Annotated in this window: 13 protein-coding genes; 12 read left to right on the top strand and 1 reads right to left on the bottom strand. The window is 69.5% G+C overall.

Features of this window, described 5'->3' with window-relative positions; genetic code table 11:
- Positions 1-12: 12 nt before the first annotated feature.
- Positions 13-687 carry an ATP-dependent Clp protease proteolytic subunit gene (locus ACFC8N_RS02165; RefSeq protein ID WP_356022796.1) on the top strand — a complete coding sequence of 225 codons (675 nt, stop codon included), beginning with the start codon at positions 13-15 and terminating at the stop codon, positions 685-687.
- A 170-nt stretch (positions 688-857) separates the two neighbouring features.
- Positions 858-2,144, top strand: coding sequence for an ATP-dependent Clp protease ATP-binding subunit ClpX (clpX, locus tag ACFC8N_RS02160; protein WP_071374342.1), 1,287 nt, complete (start codon positions 858-860; stop codon positions 2,142-2,144).
- A gap of 147 nt (positions 2,145-2,291) precedes the next feature.
- Here clpX and ACFC8N_RS02155 read toward each other — a convergent pair whose 3' ends face one another.
- Entirely contained in the window at positions 2,292-3,302 is a 1,011-nt protein-coding gene (locus tag ACFC8N_RS02155) for a hypothetical protein (protein WP_356022794.1), read from the bottom strand.
- Positions 3,303-3,439: 137 nt separating this feature from the next.
- Here ACFC8N_RS02155 and ACFC8N_RS02150 point away from each other — a divergent pair, with 137 nt between their 5' ends.
- From ACFC8N_RS02150 to ACFC8N_RS02105, 10 genes are all read left to right on the top strand, one after another.
- A complete protein-coding gene (locus tag ACFC8N_RS02150; protein ID WP_376285539.1) occupies positions 3,440-6,070 on the top strand; it encodes a valine--tRNA ligase in 2,631 nt (876 codons plus the stop codon).
- A gap of 118 nt (positions 6,071-6,188) precedes the next feature.
- Positions 6,189-7,703, top strand: a complete 1,515-nt coding sequence (locus ACFC8N_RS02145) for a folylpolyglutamate synthase/dihydrofolate synthase family protein (protein ID WP_356022789.1) — start codon at positions 6,189-6,191, stop codon at positions 7,701-7,703.
- A 10-nt stretch (positions 7,704-7,713) separates the two neighbouring features.
- Positions 7,714-8,076 (top strand): DUF4233 domain-containing protein, encoded by a 363-nt coding sequence (locus tag ACFC8N_RS02140; protein WP_356022786.1) that lies wholly within the window; start codon positions 7,714-7,716, stop codon positions 8,074-8,076.
- Positions 8,077-8,139: 63 nt separating this feature from the next.
- Positions 8,140-8,553, top strand: coding sequence for a nucleoside-diphosphate kinase (gene ndk / locus ACFC8N_RS02135; protein WP_071384776.1), 414 nt, complete (start codon positions 8,140-8,142; stop codon positions 8,551-8,553).
- Positions 8,554-8,888: 335 nt separating this feature from the next.
- Entirely contained in the window at positions 8,889-9,908 is a 1,020-nt protein-coding gene (locus ACFC8N_RS02130) for a rod shape-determining protein (RefSeq protein WP_071374336.1), read from the top strand.
- 162 nt (positions 9,909-10,070) lie between these two features.
- Positions 10,071-11,012 carry a rod shape-determining protein MreC gene (mreC, locus tag ACFC8N_RS02125; RefSeq protein ID WP_356022783.1) on the top strand — a complete coding sequence of 314 codons (942 nt, stop codon included), beginning with the start codon at positions 10,071-10,073 and terminating at the stop codon, positions 11,010-11,012.
- Between the two features lie 14 nt (positions 11,013-11,026).
- On the top strand, positions 11,027-11,704 hold the full coding sequence (mreD, locus tag ACFC8N_RS02120; protein WP_356022781.1) for a rod shape-determining protein MreD: 678 nt from the start codon (positions 11,027-11,029) through the stop codon (positions 11,702-11,704).
- A 116-nt stretch (positions 11,705-11,820) separates the two neighbouring features.
- Positions 11,821-14,079 (top strand): penicillin-binding protein 2, encoded by a 2,259-nt coding sequence (mrdA, locus tag ACFC8N_RS02115; RefSeq protein ID WP_356022779.1) that lies wholly within the window; start codon positions 11,821-11,823, stop codon positions 14,077-14,079.
- Positions 14,076-15,269 carry a rod shape-determining protein RodA gene (gene rodA / locus ACFC8N_RS02110; protein WP_376285531.1) on the top strand — a complete coding sequence of 398 codons (1,194 nt, stop codon included), beginning with the start codon at positions 14,076-14,078 and terminating at the stop codon, positions 15,267-15,269. The genes mrdA and rodA overlap by 4 nt, the downstream gene beginning before the upstream one ends.
- 92 nt (positions 15,270-15,361) lie before the next feature.
- The gene (locus ACFC8N_RS02105) at positions 15,362-16,885 is read left to right on the top strand and encodes a CHAD domain-containing protein (RefSeq protein WP_376285528.1); all 1,524 of its coding nucleotides are present in this window, start codon (positions 15,362-15,364) and stop codon (positions 16,883-16,885) included.
- Positions 16,886-16,946 lie beyond the last annotated feature (61 nt).

Genomic DNA, 16,946 nt, shown 5'->3' with positions numbered 1-16,946 from the left:
ACGGTGAACCCCATGACCAATTTCTCCGGCTTCTCCGGCGCCGCCAGCGGCATGTACGAAGGGCCCCGCCCCGACGCCCGCTACGTCGTCCCGCGCTTCGTCGAGCGCACCTCCCAGGGCATCCGCGAGTACGACCCGTACGCGAAGCTCTTCGAGGAGCGCGTGATCTTCCTGGGCGTCCAGATCGACGACGCCTCCGCCAACGACGTCATGGCGCAGCTGCTGTGCCTGGAGTCGATGGACCCGGACCGGGACATCTCGATCTACATCAACAGCCCCGGCGGCGACATGACCGCCCTCACGGCGATCTACGACACGATGCAGTTCGTGAAGCCCGACATCCAGACGGTCTGCATGGGCCAGGCCGCCTCCGCCGCGGCCATCCTGCTCGCCGCCGGAACGCCCGGCAAGCGCATGGCGCTGCCGAACTCGCGCGTGCTGATCCACCAGCCGGCGGGTTCGACCGGCCGCGGCCAGCTCTCCGACCTGGAGATCATCGCCAACGAGTTCACCCGGATGCGTGAGCAGCTGGAGAACATGCTGGCCAAGCACTCGAACCAGCCGATCGAGAAGGTCCGCGAGGACATCGAGCGCGACAAGATCCTCACGGCCGAGGAGGCGCTGGAATACGGCCTCGTCGACCAGATCATCTCCACCCGCAAGCTGAACAACGCCGCGGTCCGCTGACGCGGAGCGGCATACTCTGAGCCCCTCTTGGCGCGGTGCACGTCAAAGTGAACCCTGCCAAGGGGGGCCCGAACACGGGGCCCGGCAAGGTACCGTCGACATAAGGCAGCACCAGGAGCCGCTGGACTCGAAAGCGTCCGGTCGTCTCCCAGGCGAAGGGGAAGCACACCGTGGCACGCATCGGTGACGGCGGCGATCTGCTCAAGTGCTCGTTCTGCGGCAAGAGCCAGAAGCAGGTCAAGAAGCTCATCGCAGGGCCCGGTGTGTACATCTGCGACGAGTGCATCGATCTCTGCAACGAGATCATCGAGGAAGAGCTCGCGGAGACCAGCGAGGTGCGCTGGGAGGAACTGCCCAAGCCCCGCGAGATCTACGAGTTCCTCGAAGGCTACGTAGTCGGCCAGGAGGCGGCGAAGAAGGCCCTCTCCGTCGCGGTGTACAACCACTACAAGCGGGTCCAGGCGGGCGAGAACGGCGGCGCGAGCGGCCGTGACGACGCCATCGAGCTGGCGAAGTCCAACATCCTCCTGCTGGGCCCGACGGGCTCCGGCAAGACCCTCCTCGCGCAGACCCTGGCGCGCATGCTCAACGTCCCCTTCGCCATCGCCGACGCCACGGCGCTCACGGAGGCGGGCTACGTGGGCGAGGACGTCGAGAACATCCTCCTGAAGCTGATCCAGGCGGCCGACTACGACGTCAAGAAGGCCGAAACCGGGATCATCTACATCGACGAGATCGACAAGGTGGCCCGCAAGAGCGAGAACCCCTCGATCACGCGCGACGTGTCGGGCGAAGGCGTCCAGCAGGCGCTGCTCAAGATCCTGGAGGGCACCACGGCCTCGGTCCCGCCCCAGGGCGGCCGCAAGCACCCGCACCAGGAGTTCATCCAGATCGACACGACGAACGTCCTGTTCATCGTGGGCGGCGCCTTCGCCGGACTGGAGAAGATCATCGAGGCCCGTGCGGGCGCCAAGGGCATCGGCTTCGGCGCCACGATCCTCTCCAAGCGCGAGCTGGAGTCCAAGGACGTCTTCGAGGACGTCATGCCGGAGGACCTGGTCAAGTTCGGCATGATCCCGGAGTTCATCGGCCGTCTCCCGGTGATCACCTCGGTCCACAACCTCGACCGCGAAGCACTCCTGAAGATCCTCGTCGAGCCCCGCAACGCGCTGGTCAAGCAGTACCAGCGCCTCTTCGAACTCGACGGCGTGGAGCTGGACTTCGAGCGCGAGGCCCTGGAGGCCATCGCCGACCAGGCCATCCTCCGCCAGACCGGCGCCCGCGGCCTGCGCGCCATCATGGAGGAAGTCCTCCAGGGCGTGATGTACGAGGTCCCGTCCCGCAAGGACGTCGCCCGCGTCGTCATCACCGCCGACGTCGTCCTCTCCAACGTCAACCCGACCCTGATCCCGCGGGATTCGCGGGGCCGGGGCTCGGGGGAGCAGAAGTCGGCGTAAGCAGCTCTGCGAAACAGGGCGCCCGACGCACCTGCGTCGGGCGCCCTCAGGGGCTGGAAAGGCCGTACGCCGCCGCCTGCGTAGCGGAAAAGGGCCCCTGCCGACGGCGAACCGTCCGGGGCCCTTCCGTTTTGACGGCCGACGGTGTCAGGCCTTGACGCGCACGTCGTTGCGCAGCTTGGCCGCGATCGACGCCGTGTCGTCGACCGTGCCGCCGTCGCCCGAGGCGATGGAGGCGACGCTGTACGCCGTGACCAGGGCGACGGTGCTGTGGTCACCCCAGATGCACACCGGCATCTTCACGGTCTTCGGCACCCCGGACTGCGCGGAGCCGGAGGTGTCGAGCTGGGCCACCTGGCACTTCATGACGGCGTTGGAGAGGCCCGAGGGGTTGACGGTCTGCGGGCTGCCGATCAGCTTGCCCTGGAAGCCGGAGTCGTCGCTCTGGTTCTTCTCCGAGCCCGCCTTGGCCTTGGCGAACATGGCATCGACGACCGCCTCCGGATCCTTGATGGTCCCGTACACGCCCTTGAAGTTGAGCCCCTTCTTGGTGAGCCCCGTGCCGCTCTCGTAGACACCGGTCACCTGCTGGGGGTTGCTCACTCCCCACTTCTCGAAGTCCGAGCGGTCCGAGTCGGTCATGGTGTCCGAGGAGCCGGCGTCGGCGTTCTTCGTGTAGGTGCCGTTGATCACCGACTGCGGCGCCACCAGCTTGTGGGCACCGTCGTCCGCGACGGAACCCCCGCCGCCACCCCCGCCGATCACCAGGTACGCCCCGACCGCGATGGCCGCCACGACCGCCACCGCGCCGATGATGACGGCCGCCTTCTTGCCACCGCCCCCGGCGGCCGGCGGCTGCGGCACCCCGTACGGCTGCTGACCGTAAGGCCCCGGCTGCTGGCCGTACGGGTTCGGCTGCGGCGGCACGCCGCCCTGCTGCGGGTAGCCGTAACCCGGCTGCGGCGGGGCGGCCGGCGGGGCCTGCTGGGGGTAGCCGTAGCCGGGCTGCGGAGCCTGCGGCTGCTGGCCGTACGGGCCCGGCTGCCCCGGCTGGCCGTAGGGCCCCGGCTGACCGTACGGACCCGGCTGCCCCGGCTGGCCGTACGGACCCGGCTGCTGGGGCGGCTGGCCGTACGGGCCCGGCTGGTTGTTGCTCATCTCTGGGGTCCCCCTTGGATGCTTATGTGTTCCAGACATCCTGGACCAGCCACCGGGAACTCATGGCACCGGGGTGCGCACCGTTACACAACAAACGCGTTTCGGGACCACCCCGTGACACCTCTAAACTGACCCCCGTGACCGAGAACGCTCAGCAGCAGCCACCCGCGCCCGACCCCGAACTGCCGACCCAGTACGCGCCGGCCGATGTAGAGGGGCCGCTGTACGAGCGCTGGGTAGAGCGCGGTTACTTCGAGGCGGACGCGAAGAGCGAGAAGCCGCCGTTCACCGTCGTCATCCCGCCGCCCAACGTCACCGGCAGCCTCCACCTGGGCCATGCCTTCGAGCACACGCTCATCGACGCGCTGACGCGCCGTAAGCGCATGCAGGGCTTCGAGACGCTCTGGCAGCCGGGCATGGACCACGCCGGCATCGCCACGCAGAACGTCGTCGAGCGCGAGCTGGGCAAGGAAGGAAAGTCCCGGCACGACCTGGGACGGGACGCCTTCGTCGAGCGCGTCTGGCAGTGGAAGGGCGAGTCCGGCGGGCAGATCAGCGGGCAGATGCGCCGCCTCGGTGACGGCGTCGCGTGGTCGCGTGAGCGCTTCACCATGGACGAGGGCCTCTCGCAGGCCGTCCAGACCATCTTCAAGCGGCTCTACGACGACGAGCTGATCTACCGCGCCGAGCGCATCATCAACTGGTGCCCTCGCTGTCTGACGGCCATCTCGGACATCGAGGTGGAGTACCAGGACGACGACGGCGAGCTGGTCTCGATGAAGTACGGCGAGGGGGACGACACCATCGTCGTCGCCACGACCCGTGCCGAGACGATGCTGGGTGACACGGCGGTCGCCGTCCACCCCGAGGACGAGCGCTACAAGCACCTCGTCGGCAAGCTCATCCGGCTCCCGCTGACCGACCGCTCCATCCCGGTCGTCGCCGACGAGCACGTCGACCCGGAGTTCGGCACCGGCGCCGTCAAGGTCACCCCGGCCCACGACCCGAACGACTTCGAGATCGGCCAGCGGCACGACCTGCCGTCCCGCACGGTGATGGACGAGCACGCCGTCATCACGGTCCACGGCCCCTTCCAGGGCATGGACCGCCTGGAGGCCCGCTCGGCGATCGTCGCCGCGCTGCGCGCCGAGGGCCGGATCGTCGCCGAGAAGCGGCCGTACGTCCACTCCGTCGGCCACTGCTCGCGCTGCAAGACCACCATCGAGCCGCGCCTGTCGATGCAGTGGTGGGTCAAGGTCGGCCCGCTCGCGAAGGCGGCCGGTGACGCCGTCCGCGAGGGCAAGGTCAAGATCCACCCGCAGGAGATGGAGAAGCGGTACTTCGACTGGGTCGACAACCTCCACGACTGGTGCATCTCGCGGCAATTGTGGTGGGGTCACCGGATTCCGGTCTGGTACGGGCCGAACGGCGAGGTCGTCTGCGTCGGGCCGGACGAGCAGCCGCCCGGCACCGAGGCGGAGGGCTGGCACCAGGACACCGACGTCCTCGACACCTGGTTCTCCTCCGGCCTGTGGCCGTTCTCCACCCTGGGCTGGCCCGAACAGACCGAGTCGCTGGCGAAGTTCTACCCGAACTCCGTCCTGGTCACCGGCTACGACATCCTCTTCTTCTGGGTCGCCCGGATGATGATGTTCGGCCTGTACGCGATGGACGGCACCCCGCCGTTCCACACCATCGCCCTGCACGGCATGGTCCGCGACCAGTTCGGCAAGAAGATGTCGAAGTCCTTCGGCAACGCGGTCAATCCGCTGGACTGGATGGACAAGTACGGCTCGGACGCGCTCCGCTTCACGCTCGCCCGCGGCGCGAACCCCGGTGTCGACGTCCCGATCGGCGAGGACTGGGTCCAGGGCTCCCGCAACTTCGCCAACAAGATCTGGAACGCCACCCGCTTCGCGCTGATGAACGGCGCCACGGTGGAAGGCCCGCTGCCGGACGCCGCCGCGATGTCCGCCACGGACCGCTGGATCCTCTCCCGCCTCAACTCGGTCGTCGCCGAAGTCGACGCGTTCTACGAGGACTTCCAGTTCGCCAAGCTCTCCGACGCCCTCTTCCACTTCGCGTGGGACGAGGTCTTCGACTGGTACGTCGAGCTGTCCAAGACCGTCTTCATGGCGGGCGGCGCCCCGGCCGAGGTCAGCAAGCGCGTCCTCGGCGAGGTCCTGGACGTCACCCTGAAGCTCCTCCACCCGGTCGTCCCCTTCGTCACCGAGACGCTGTGGACGACGCTGACGGGCGGCGAGTCGATCGTGATCGCCGACTGGCCGAAGGACAGTGGCTTCCGCGACCGGGCGGCCGAGCAGGAGATCGAGTCGCTCCAGTCGGTCATCACCGAGGTCCGCCGCTTCCGCGCCGACCAGGGCCTCCAGCCCGGCCAGCGCGTCCCGGCCCGCCTGACCCTGGACGGTACGGCGCTGGCGCCGCACGAGGCAGCCATCCGCCAGCTCCTGCGTCTCCAGCCGGAGGGTGACTCGTTCACCGCGACGGCCACCCTCCCGGTCGCCGGCGCCGAGGTCGCCCTCGACCTCTCCGGCACGATCGACGTGGCGGCCGAGCGCAAGCGCCTCGCGAAGGACCTGGCCGCGGCCGAGAAGGAGAAGGCCCAGGCGAACGCCAAGCTCGGCAACGAAGCCTTCCTGGGCAAGGCCCCGGACCACGTGGTGGACAAGATCCGCACCCGCCTGGCCAAGGCGGAGGAGGACATCGCGCGGATCACGGCCCAGTTGGAGAAGCTGCCGGCAGCTTGATCGAGTGACTGGTCTCCGCCGTCGCGGAGGAACGCGGGCCCGGTGTCGAACAGACGCCGGGCCCGCGGCCGTACAAGCCGCCGCACCCTTTGTCACTCCCCCTCCGTAGACTGACCCTGTGAGCGACCACCCGCACGAAGACGACCGGCCCGACCCTCTCGACAGCTTCGACGAACTCGTCGAGGCCGAGACCACGCGCGACCCCGACCTCGCGGTGATCGAGGCCGGCAGCCGTACGCTGCGCACCCAGGGCGGGCAGCCGCAGGCCGAGGTACCCGGGCGGCCCGAGGACCCTGAGGTCGACCGGGCCCTGCGCGAGGTCGAGACGGAGCTGGCCGGCCGCTGGGGCGAGACCAAGCTGGAGCCCTCGGTCAGCCGCATCTCCGCGCTGATGGACCTGCTCGGCGAGCCGCAGCGCTCGTACCCCTCGATCCACATCACGGGCACGAACGGCAAGACCTCCACCGCCCGCATGATCGAGGCCCTCCTCGGCGCCTTCGAGCTGCGCACCGGCCGCTACACCAGCCCGCACGTGCAGTCGATCACCGAGCGGATCAGCCTGGACGGCGCCCCGATCTCCGCCGAGCGGTTCATCGAGACGTACCAGGACATCAAGCCGTACGTCGAGATGGTCGACGCCGCGCAGGATTTCCGGCTGTCCTTCTTCGAGGTGCTCACGGGCATGGCGTACGCCGCCTTCTCGGACGCGCCCGTCGACGTCGCGGTCGTCGAGGTCGGCATGGGCGGCTCCTGGGACGCCACCAACGTCATCGACGGCGACGTCGCCGTGATCACGCCCATCGACCTGGACCACACGGACCGGCTGGGCGAGACGCCCGCCGAGATCGCCGGTGAGAAGAGCGGGATCATCAAGCAGGACGCGACGGTGATCCTGGCCCAGCAGCCGGTCGACGCGGCACAGGTGCTGCTGAAGAAGGCCGTCGAGGTGGACGCCACCGTGGCCCGCGAGGGGCTGGAGTTCGGGGTCGTGGCGCGGCAGGTCGCCGTCGGCGGGCAGATGCTCACGCTGCGTGGCCTGGGCGGCGAGTACCCCGAGGTGTACCTCCCGCTGCACGGCGCCCACCAGGCGCACAACGCGGCCGTCGCGCTCGCCGCCGTCGAGGCGTTCTTCGGCGTCGGTGCCCAGCGCGCGCAGCCGCTCGACATCGACACCGTCCGCAAGGCCTTCGCGGCTGTGTCCTCCCCGGGCCGGCTGGAGGTCGTACGGCGCTCCCCGACCGTCGTGCTGGACGCCGCGCACAACCCGGCGGGCGCCGCGGCCACGGCCGAGGCCGTGCGGGAGGCGTTCGACTTCACCCGGCTGATCGGCGTCGTGGGCGCGAGCGGCGACAAGAACGTGCGCGGCCTGCTGGAGGCCTTCGAGCCGATCTTCGCCGAGGTCGTCGTCACGCAGAACTCCACCCCGCGGGCCATGGACGCGGACGAGCTGGCCGCGATCGCCGTCGAGGTGTTCGGCGAGGAGCGCGTCCAGGTCGAGCCGCGGCTGCCGGACGCCCTGGAGGCCGCGATCACGCTGGCCGAGGAGGAGGGCGAGTTCGCGGGCGGTGGCGTGCTGGTCACCGGTTCTGTCATCACGGTCGGCGAGGCCCGGCTGCTGCTGGGGAAGGGCTGAGGCTCAAGAGATGCGTACGCTGTGCTCCTCGACCTTGATCGGCGAGTTCTTCGTCATCGGCTTCGCCGGGCTCGTCGCGATGAAGGACCCGAGCCTGTCGGTGTCGACGGTGTGGCTGGTCAGCGGTGTCGCCATGGTGCTGTGCGTGCTGATGTGCGCCATGGTGACCCGGCCGGGCGGGGTGGCCCTCGGCTGGGTGCTCCAGATCGCGCTGATCGCCTCCGGCATCTTCGTCCCGACCATGTACTTCATGGGCGCGGTGTTCGCGGCCCTGTGGTGGGCGTCGGTGCACTTCGGCCGAAAGGTGGACGAGGCGAAGGCCGTATTCGCCGCCCGCGCGGAGTCCGCCTCCTCTACACCTGACGCTGTGTGACGGGCGCACGGACACGCCCTGTAGCCTCGTCCCACCGCACACGTCAGTCGTAAGGAGCACCTCGTGACCCAGCGCACCCTCGTCCTGCTCAAGCCCGACGCCGTCCGTCGTGGCCTGACCGGCGAGATCATCAGCCGTATCGAGCGCAAGGCCGGCTGGCAGATCACCGCGCTGGAGCTGCGGACCCTGGACCAGGAGACCCTGGAGCAGCACTACGGCGAGCACAAGGGCAAGCCCTTCTACGAGCCGTTGGTCGCGTTCATGTCCTCCGGTCCGGTGGTCGCGCTGATCGTCGAGGGCGAGCGGGTCATCGAGGGCGTGCGCGCGCTCGCCGGCCCGACCGACCCGATCGCCGCCGCGCCGGGCTCCGTCCGCGGGGACTACGGCGTGATCGTCCGGGAGAACCTGATCCACGCCTCGGACTCCGAGGAGTCCGCCGAGCGCGAGGTGAAGATCTTCTTCCCGGGCCGGGCGTGACGGGTCGCGCCTGAACAGCGCGAGGAGTTTTCGCTAATTTTTCTGACGGAGTGTCAGATCGATTCGGACCGGTTCGACGACACCCCACCAGGGGCGGCCGTACATTTCCGGCCGTCCCTTGGCATATGCCTTGCCGATCGGGGGAACGCGTGCCTCCGATGGACCGTCTCCACAGGCGAGGCGGCCCGCCATCTGGTGACAATGGCGGAGACCCTCGCGCAGTGGCCGTGCAGGCGCGTTTACGATGGAAGCCTTCACGTCACAGCACCCGCCTCGCCGACCTGATATGCCCTCAAAAGCACAGGAAGGCCAGATGAATCCGGATGGGGAACTCAATGTCGTTCATCGGCCGTGACATGGCTGTCGACCTCGGGACCGCCAACACGCTGGTGTACGTCAGGGGTCGCGGGATCGTACTGAACGAGCCGTCCGTCGTCGCGATCAACACCAACACGGGTGGGATCCTCGCGGTCGGTGCCGAAGCGAAGAAGATGATCGGCCGGACGCCGGGCAACATCGTGGCCGTCCGTCCGCTGAAGGACGGCGTGATCGCCGACTTCGAGATCACCGAGCGGATGCTCCGCTACTTCATCCTGAAGATCCACAAGCGGCGGTATCTCGCCAGGCCGCGGGTCGTCGTCTGCGTGCCCTCGGGCATCACGGGCGTCGAGCGCCGCGCCGTGATCGAGGCGTCCACCCAGGCCGGCGCCCGCCAGGTGCACATCATCGAGGAGCCCATGGCCGCCGCCATCGGCTCCGGCCTGCCGGTCCACGAGGCCACGGGCAACATGGTGGTGGACATCGGCGGCGGCACCACGGAGGTCGCGGTCATCTCGCTCGGCGGCATCGTCACCGCCCAGTCCATCCGCGTCGCGGGCGACGAACTGGACAACGCGATCATCCAGTACATCAAGAAGGAGTACAGCCTTCTGCTGGGCGAGCGCACGGCCGAGCAGATCAAGATCACGATCGGTTCGGCGTACGACCTCGACGCCGACGAGCACACCGAAGTGCGCGGCCGGGACCTGGTGTCCGGGCTGCCCAAGACCGTCGTCATCTCGGCCGCCGAGGTCCGCAAGGCGATCGAGGAACCGGTCAACGCGATCGTGGACGCGGTCAAGACGACCCTCGACAAGTGCCCGCCGGAGCTGTCCGGCGACATCATGGACCGAGGAATCGTTCTGACCGGCGGCGGAGCCCTGCTGCGCGGCCTGGACGAGCGGCTGCGCCGGGAGACCGGCATGCCCATCCACATCGCCGAGGACCCGCTGGACAGTGTCGCGCTCGGCTCCGGCAAGTGCGTCGAGGAGTTCGAGGCGCTCCAGCAGGTGCTGGACGCCCAGCCGCGCAGATGACGTAACTCTTCGATTCCGCCGTACGAGACATACTCCTCTCGTGCGGCGGATCGTTGATATAGAGGCATAAGCTCCCCTGAACGGGCCCCTTTGGTCTGCGTTTCGCACACCGCCGCAAAGGGGCTCCCGAATTCCTATTGAGGAAGGGCACGGCCGCAGCACGTGAGGGACACGAAAGAGAGCCGGCTGCTCCTGGTCCTGCTGGTCGCCATCGCGTTCGCGCTGATCACGGTGGACATCCGAGGGGGTCGGAACTCCCCGGTCGACGGTGCCCGGCAGGCCGCGGCCGCGGTGTTCGGCCCCGTCGAGAACGGCCTGTCCTCGGCGGTCGATCCCGTCGGCAACGCCGTCTCCGCGATCCGTGACTCCGGCACCCGCCACAGCCGCCTGGCCGCCCTGGAGAAGGAGAACGCGGCCCTCAAGGCGAAGCTGGGCAGCGACGACCGCAACCGCAGCCGGCTGAACCAGCTCGACAAGATGCTGAAGATCGCCGGCGAGGGCCAGTACGGCATCAAGGGCGCCCAGGTCATCGCCATAGGGTCGGCGCAGGGCTTCTCCTGGACCGTCACCATCGACGCCGGTGCCAACGACGGCATCAAGCGGGACATGACCGTCCTCAACGGCGACGGACTGGTCGGCCGGGTCACCACCGTCGGCCCGGACACCGCGACCGTCCTGCTCGCCAACGACCCCGACTTCACCGTGGGCACCCGGATGGAGGGCAGCGACGAACTCGGCTTCGCCTCCGGGCAGGGCGACCGCCCGCTGCGCGTCGAACTGCTCGACGGCAAGGCGGAGGTGCACAAGGGCGACCGCCTCGTCACCTTCGGCTCGCAGAACGACCGCCCGTTCGTGCCGGGCGTGCCGGTCGGCGTGGTCTCCCGGGTCGACCCGTCCAACGGCGGCCTGACCCGCACGATCTACGTCACCCCGTACGTCGGCTTCACCAAGCTCGACATCGTCGGTGTGGTCGTCGAGGCCCCGAAGAAGGACCCGCGGGACACCGTGCTCCCGGCCCAGCCCAAGCCGGTTCCGACGCCGACGGTCACCGTCACGGTGACCCCCTCGGCCAACGCGTCCGACTCGTCCGGCCAGCAGCACTAGGAGCTGACTTCCCCATGCGCTTCAACCGGATCCTGCTCTCCAGCGCGCTGGTCGTCGTGGCCCTGGTGATCCAGGTGAGCGTCCTCGCCCGCCTGCATCTGCCGGGTGCCGTCCCCGACCTGCTGCTGCTCACCGTCCTCGGTCTCGCCATGGTGTACGGCCATGTCGGCGGCGCGCTCGTCGGCTTCGGCGCCGGCCTGCTCGCCGACCTCGCCCCGCCCGCCGACCACGCCGCCGGCCGTTACGCGCTCGTCCTGTGCGTCACCGGCTACTTCGCCGGGCTGATCAGGCCGGAGAACGGCCGGCTGAAGTCGGCGACCGGCCCGATGGCCGTCGTGGTCGCCGCCGCCATCGGTTCCACGCTGCTGTACGCGGGCGTGGGCGCCCTGGTCGGCGACACCGCCGCCCGCCATGTCGGCCTGCCCGGCCTGCTGATCTCGGCCGCCCTGTACGACCTGCTGCTCGCCCCCTTCGTGGTCCCCGCGATCATGTGGCTGGCCCGCCGCGCCGACAACGACCCGCTGACCGAGACCGGCCCCGCCGCCAAGGCCGGGGACGTCACCGCGGGCTGGCTCTCGTCCGGTACCGGGCTGCGTATCGGCAGCCAGCGCGGCGGTCTCGGTGTGCTCAAGGCCAAGGCCCGCACCCGCACGACCCGGGTCGGCCGGATCAAGGGGGTCAAGCGGCTGTGAGCGGCGCCGAGTTCACCCGAACGAGTCAGCCGTCGCGGAACGCGCGTTCACAGGCTGGTCGTTCATCATTCGTACGCGTACTCGCATTCGTGCTCTGAGAGGGGGAGGCAGCCGCAGTGACCAACATCCCCGAGACCGGTCGGACCCCACGCGTCCAGATCCGGCTCGTCGTGATCCAGATCCTCGTCCTCTCCCTCCTCGGCACGCTCGGCGGCCGCCTGTGGTACCTCCAGATCCGCGAGGGCGCGCAGTACCAGAAGGAGGCGTCCGGCAACCACGTCCAGCAGGTCGTGGACCCCGCCGTGCGCGGCGACATCCTGGACGCCCGGGGCGTGCCCCTCGCCGACAACGAGACCCGCCTGGTGGTCTCCGCCTCCCGCACCGACCTGCTCAAGCAGCCGCACGACGGCAAGGCCGTCCTCACCAAGCTGGCCGGCGTCCTCGGCATGAAGCCCGAGGAGGTCATGCAGAAGGTCCGGCTGTGCGACGCCAAGACCCCCCAGCCGTGCTGGAACGGCTCGCCGTACCAGCCGATCCCGATCACCGACAAGGCCACGCCCAGGCAGGCCCTGCAGATCCGCGAGGCCTCCGAGGACTACCCCGGCATCAGCGCCGAACCCGAGGCCGTGCGCAGCTACCCCGGCCCGGGCAACTCCAACACCGCCCAGGTGCTCGGCTATCTCTCGCCCGTCACCGACGCCGAGATCCAGCAGGCCAAGAACAGCGAATCGCCCTACCTGCGTTCCGACATGGTCGGCCGCTCCGGCCTGGAGCGGGAGTACGACAAGGAACTGCGCGGCAAGGCCGGCGTGACCCGCTACGAGGTGGACAACCTCGGCCGCGTCATCGGCAAGGCCAAGGCGACGCCGCCCGAGTCGGGCTCCAACCTGGTGACCAGCATCGACTCCCGGGTGCAGCGCGTCGCCGAGTACGAGCTGGACAACGCCATGAAGGCCGCCCGCCAGCAGTTCGACAAGAACACCGGCGAGAACTACAAGGCCGACTCCGGCGCCGTCGTCGTCATGGAGGCCAAGACCGGCCGGATCGTCGCCATGGCCTCGGCGCCGACCTACGACCCGAACGTCTGGGTGGGCGGCATCTCCGCCAAGGACTACAAGGACCTCACCGGCAAGGACTCCGACTACCCGCTGCTCAACCGGGCCATACAGGGTCAGGCGGCCCCCGGTTCGACGTTCAAGGTGGTCTCCACTGCCGCCGCGGTCCAGGCGGGCTACGCCTGGGACGGCGGCTACCCCTGCACCAGCTCCTACTCGGTCGGCGGCCAGGTCTTCAAGAACTTCGAGGGCGAGAACTTCGGCCCGATCTCCCTCGGCCGCGCCCTGGAGGTCTCCTGCGACACCGTCTTCTACGGCCTCGGCGACAACGAGTGGAAGAAGGACGGCGGCATCAACCCCAAGAAGGGCCAGCCGAAGGACTGGTTCTTCAAGACGGCCCACCAGTTCGGCCTCGGCAAGGAGACCGGCGTCGACCTGCCCAACGAGGTCACCGGCCGCGTCCCCGACCGCCAGTGGAAGCTCGACTACTGGAAGGCCAACAAGGACGTCTGGTGCAAGTACGGCAAGAAGGACGGCAGTTACGTCCAGAAGATCTATTACGAGAACTGCCTCGAAGGCAACAAGATGCGCGAGGGTGACGAGATCAACTACTCCATCGGCCAGGGCGACACGCTCGTCACGCCGATCCAGGAGGCGATGATCTACGGCGCCGTCGCCAACGGCGGCACCGAGTACGTCCCGACCATCGGCAAGGCGGTCATCAGCCCCGACGGCAAGACCGTCCAGGAGATCAAGCCCAAGGTCGCGCGCAAGCTCCCGGTCAGCCAGGCCACGCTCAAGGGCATGAACGACGCCTTCGCGGGCGTCATCACGCGCGGTACGGCGGCGTGGAAGTTCAACGGCTGGCCGCAGAACAAGATCACGCTGCACGGCAAGACCGGCACGGCGGAGGTCTACGGCAAGCAGACCACCGGCTGGCTGGCCACGTACTCCAAGGACTACTCGGTGATCATGACGATCTCCCAGGCCGGTACGGGTTCAGGCGCCGCCGGTGAGGCCGTGCGCAACATCTACAGCGCGCTCTACGGCGTCCAGGGCGACGGCTCCATCGACAACAAGAAGGCGCTGCTGCCCGAGCCGCAGAAGACCCTGCCGAAGGTGCGCACGGACGGCACGATCGCCGCCCCGAAGGTCACCGGCGACCCGGGCAAGGACGAGGAGGCCTCGCAGCAGAACAACCCGAGCAACGGCACCGACCAGCAGCCCGCCACCTCGCCCTCGCCCACCACGGGCAACCGCAACACCCGCAGGCGGCCGCGACGGACCCCGAAGCGGGGAAGCCGGAGGCTGCCCTCATGACCGGCAACAGCTTCTCCGTCTCCGGGTACGGCCCGGCGCGGGCCGGCTGGACCAGGCTGTTCGCCCGCGACTCGCTGACCCGCCGGCTGGACTGGCCGATACTCCTCGCCGCGCTGGCGCTGTCCCTGCTGGGCTCGATGCTGGTGTTCTCGGCGACCCGCAACCGCACGGAGATCAACCAGGGCGACCCGTCCTACTTCCTGGTCCGCCATCTGATGAACCTCGGCATCGGGTTCGCCCTGATGATCGGCACGATCTGGCTGGGCCACCGCGCCCTGCGCAACGCCGTGCCGATCCTCTACGGCCTGTCGGTCCTGCTGGCGCTCGTGGTCCTCACCCCGCTCGGCGCCACCATCAACGGCCAGCGCAACTGGATCGTGATCGGCGGCTTCTCGATCCAGCCCGCCGAGTTCCTCAAGGTCGCGATCATCCTCGGCATGGCGATGATGCTGGCCACGCGGGTGGACGCGGGCGACAAGACGTACCCGGACCACCGGACCGTGGCCCAGTCCCTCGGCCTCGCGGCCGTGCCGTGCATGATCCTGCTGCTGATGCCGGACCTCGGCTCGGTGCTGGCCATGGTGGCCATCATCCTGGGCATCCTGCTGGCCTCCGGCGCCTCCAACCGCTGGGTGTTCGGCCTGCTCGCCGTCGGCGTGATGGGCTGCGTCGCCATCTGGCAGCTGCACATCCTGGACCAGTACCAGATCAACCGCTTCGCGGCCTTCGCCAACCCGAACCTGGACCCGGCGGGCGTGGGCTACAACACCAACCAGGCCCGGATCGCCATCGGTTCGGGCGGTCTGACCGGGCAGGGCCTCTTCCACGGCTCGCAGACCACCGGCCAGTTCGTGCCCGAGCAGCAGACGGACTTCGTCTTCACGGTCGCGGGGGAGGAGCTGGGCTTCCTCGGCGCGGGCCTGATCATCGCCCTGGTCGGGGTGATCCTGTGGCGGGCCTGCCGCATCGCCCGCGACTCGACGGAGCTGTACGGCACGGTGGTGGCCGCCGGGATCGTCGCCTGGTTCGCCTTCCAGTCCTTCGAGAACATCGGCATGACCCTCGGCATCATGCCGGTCACCGGCCTGCCGCTGCCGTTCGTGTCGTACGGCGGCTCGTCGATGTTCGCGGTCTGGGTGGCCGTCGGGCTGCTCCAGTCGATCAAGGTGCAGAGACCCATGTCGGCGTGAGGTCGTTTTTCCGGGTGGATGACCGGAGTTTTCCCGCCATTCACCCGGAGTGGGCCCTGCCGCTTCGGCCCGCGCCGCACTAGATTCAGTCCATGGCGGATGCGAAACGCGAGATCGAGCGCAAGTACGAATCCGACGACAGCGGGCTGCCCGACCTGACCGGCGTCGGCGGGGTGGCGGCCGTGCTCGACAAGGGCGTGGTCGACCTCGACGCCACCTACTACGACACCGCCGACGAACGCCTGGCCGCCGCCTCCCTCACCCTGCGCCGCCGCACCGGCGGTTCGGACGCCGGCTGGCATCTGAAGCTCCCGGTCGCCCCCGGGGTCCGCGACGAGATCCGCGCTCCGCTCTCCGACACCGTCCCCGAGGAACTGGCCGCCCTCGTCCGCTCCCGGGTCAGGGACGCCGAACTGATCCCATTGGTCCGCCTCCGCTCCGCACGCGACGTCCGCCATCTGCTCGACGCCGACGGCGTACTGCTGGCCGAGGCGAGCGTCGACTCCGTGACCGCGCAACGCCTCACCCGCAAGGGCGGAGCCGCCCAGTGGACCGAGATCGAGGTGGAACTGGCCGACGACGGCGACCCCGCCTTCCTGGACCTGGTGGACAAGCGGCTGCGCAAGGCCGGCGTACGCCCCTCGACGTCGCCGTCGAAGCTCGCCCGGGCCCTGGAACAGACCTCGGGCCGGGGGCACCACGGGAAGAGCAAGGCCGGACGGCGGAGCAGGGGCGCCCGGCCGCCGGTGACGGCCGGCGACCACGTCCTCGCCTACCTCCGCGCCCAGCGTGACGTACTGGTCGAGCTGGACCCCGCCGTCCGCCGTGACGTGCCCGACTCGGTGCACCGGATGCGGGTCGCCACCCGCCGCGCCCGCAGCACCCTGCGCAGCTTCCGCTCGGTCCTCGACCGGAGCGTCACCGACGCCATCGGCGCGGAGCTGAAGTGGCTCGCGGGCGAGCTGGGCGTCGACCGCGACCAGGAGGTGCTGGCCGACCGCCTGATCACCGCCCTCGACGCCCTCCCGCCCGACCTGGTCACCGGCCCGGTCCGCGCCCGCCTCGCCTCCTGGGCCGAGGCGCGCCACGGCAGCGCGCACGGCCATCTCACCGGCGTCCTGGACTCCCGCCGCTACCTGACCCTGCTGGACACCGTGGACACCCTCCTCGCCACCCCGCCCCTGCGCCCCGCGGCCGGCAAGCCGCCGAAGAAGGTGCTCGACAAGGCCGTACGCAAGGACCTCGCGACCCTGTCGGACCTGATCGGGCAGGCGCTCGACGCCCCGCCCGGCGAGGAGCGCGACATCGCCGTGCACGAGGCCCGCAAGAAGGCCAAGCGCACCCGGTACGCGGCCGAGGCGGCCACCGAGGCCCTCGGCAAGCCGGCCCGCGCCCTCACCAAGGACATGAAGTCCCTCACGACCCTCCTCGGCGAGCACCAGGACAGCGTCATGGCCCGCCGGACCCTGCGCGAGCTGTCCGCGGGGGCGCACGCGGCGGGGGAGAGCGGGTTCACGTACGGGCTGCTGTACGGCAGGGAGGAGGCGCGGGCCGCGGCCGCGGAGGCGGAGCTGCCCGGCCTGTGGCGGGAGATCACGCACCGGACCCCCGGCTGAGCGTTCGGGACGACCGCCCGGCCGGGTTAGGCTTGATGGTCACCCCTGTCAGCTCACAAAG

The sequence above is a fragment of the Streptomyces sp. NPDC055966 genome (assembly GCF_042269865.1).
In the GTDB taxonomy this organism is placed as follows: domain Bacteria; phylum Actinomycetota; class Actinomycetes; order Streptomycetales; family Streptomycetaceae; genus Streptomyces.
The sequence above is the reverse complement of the archived record's forward strand: the minus strand, read 5'-3'. Positions and strand labels throughout refer to the sequence as shown.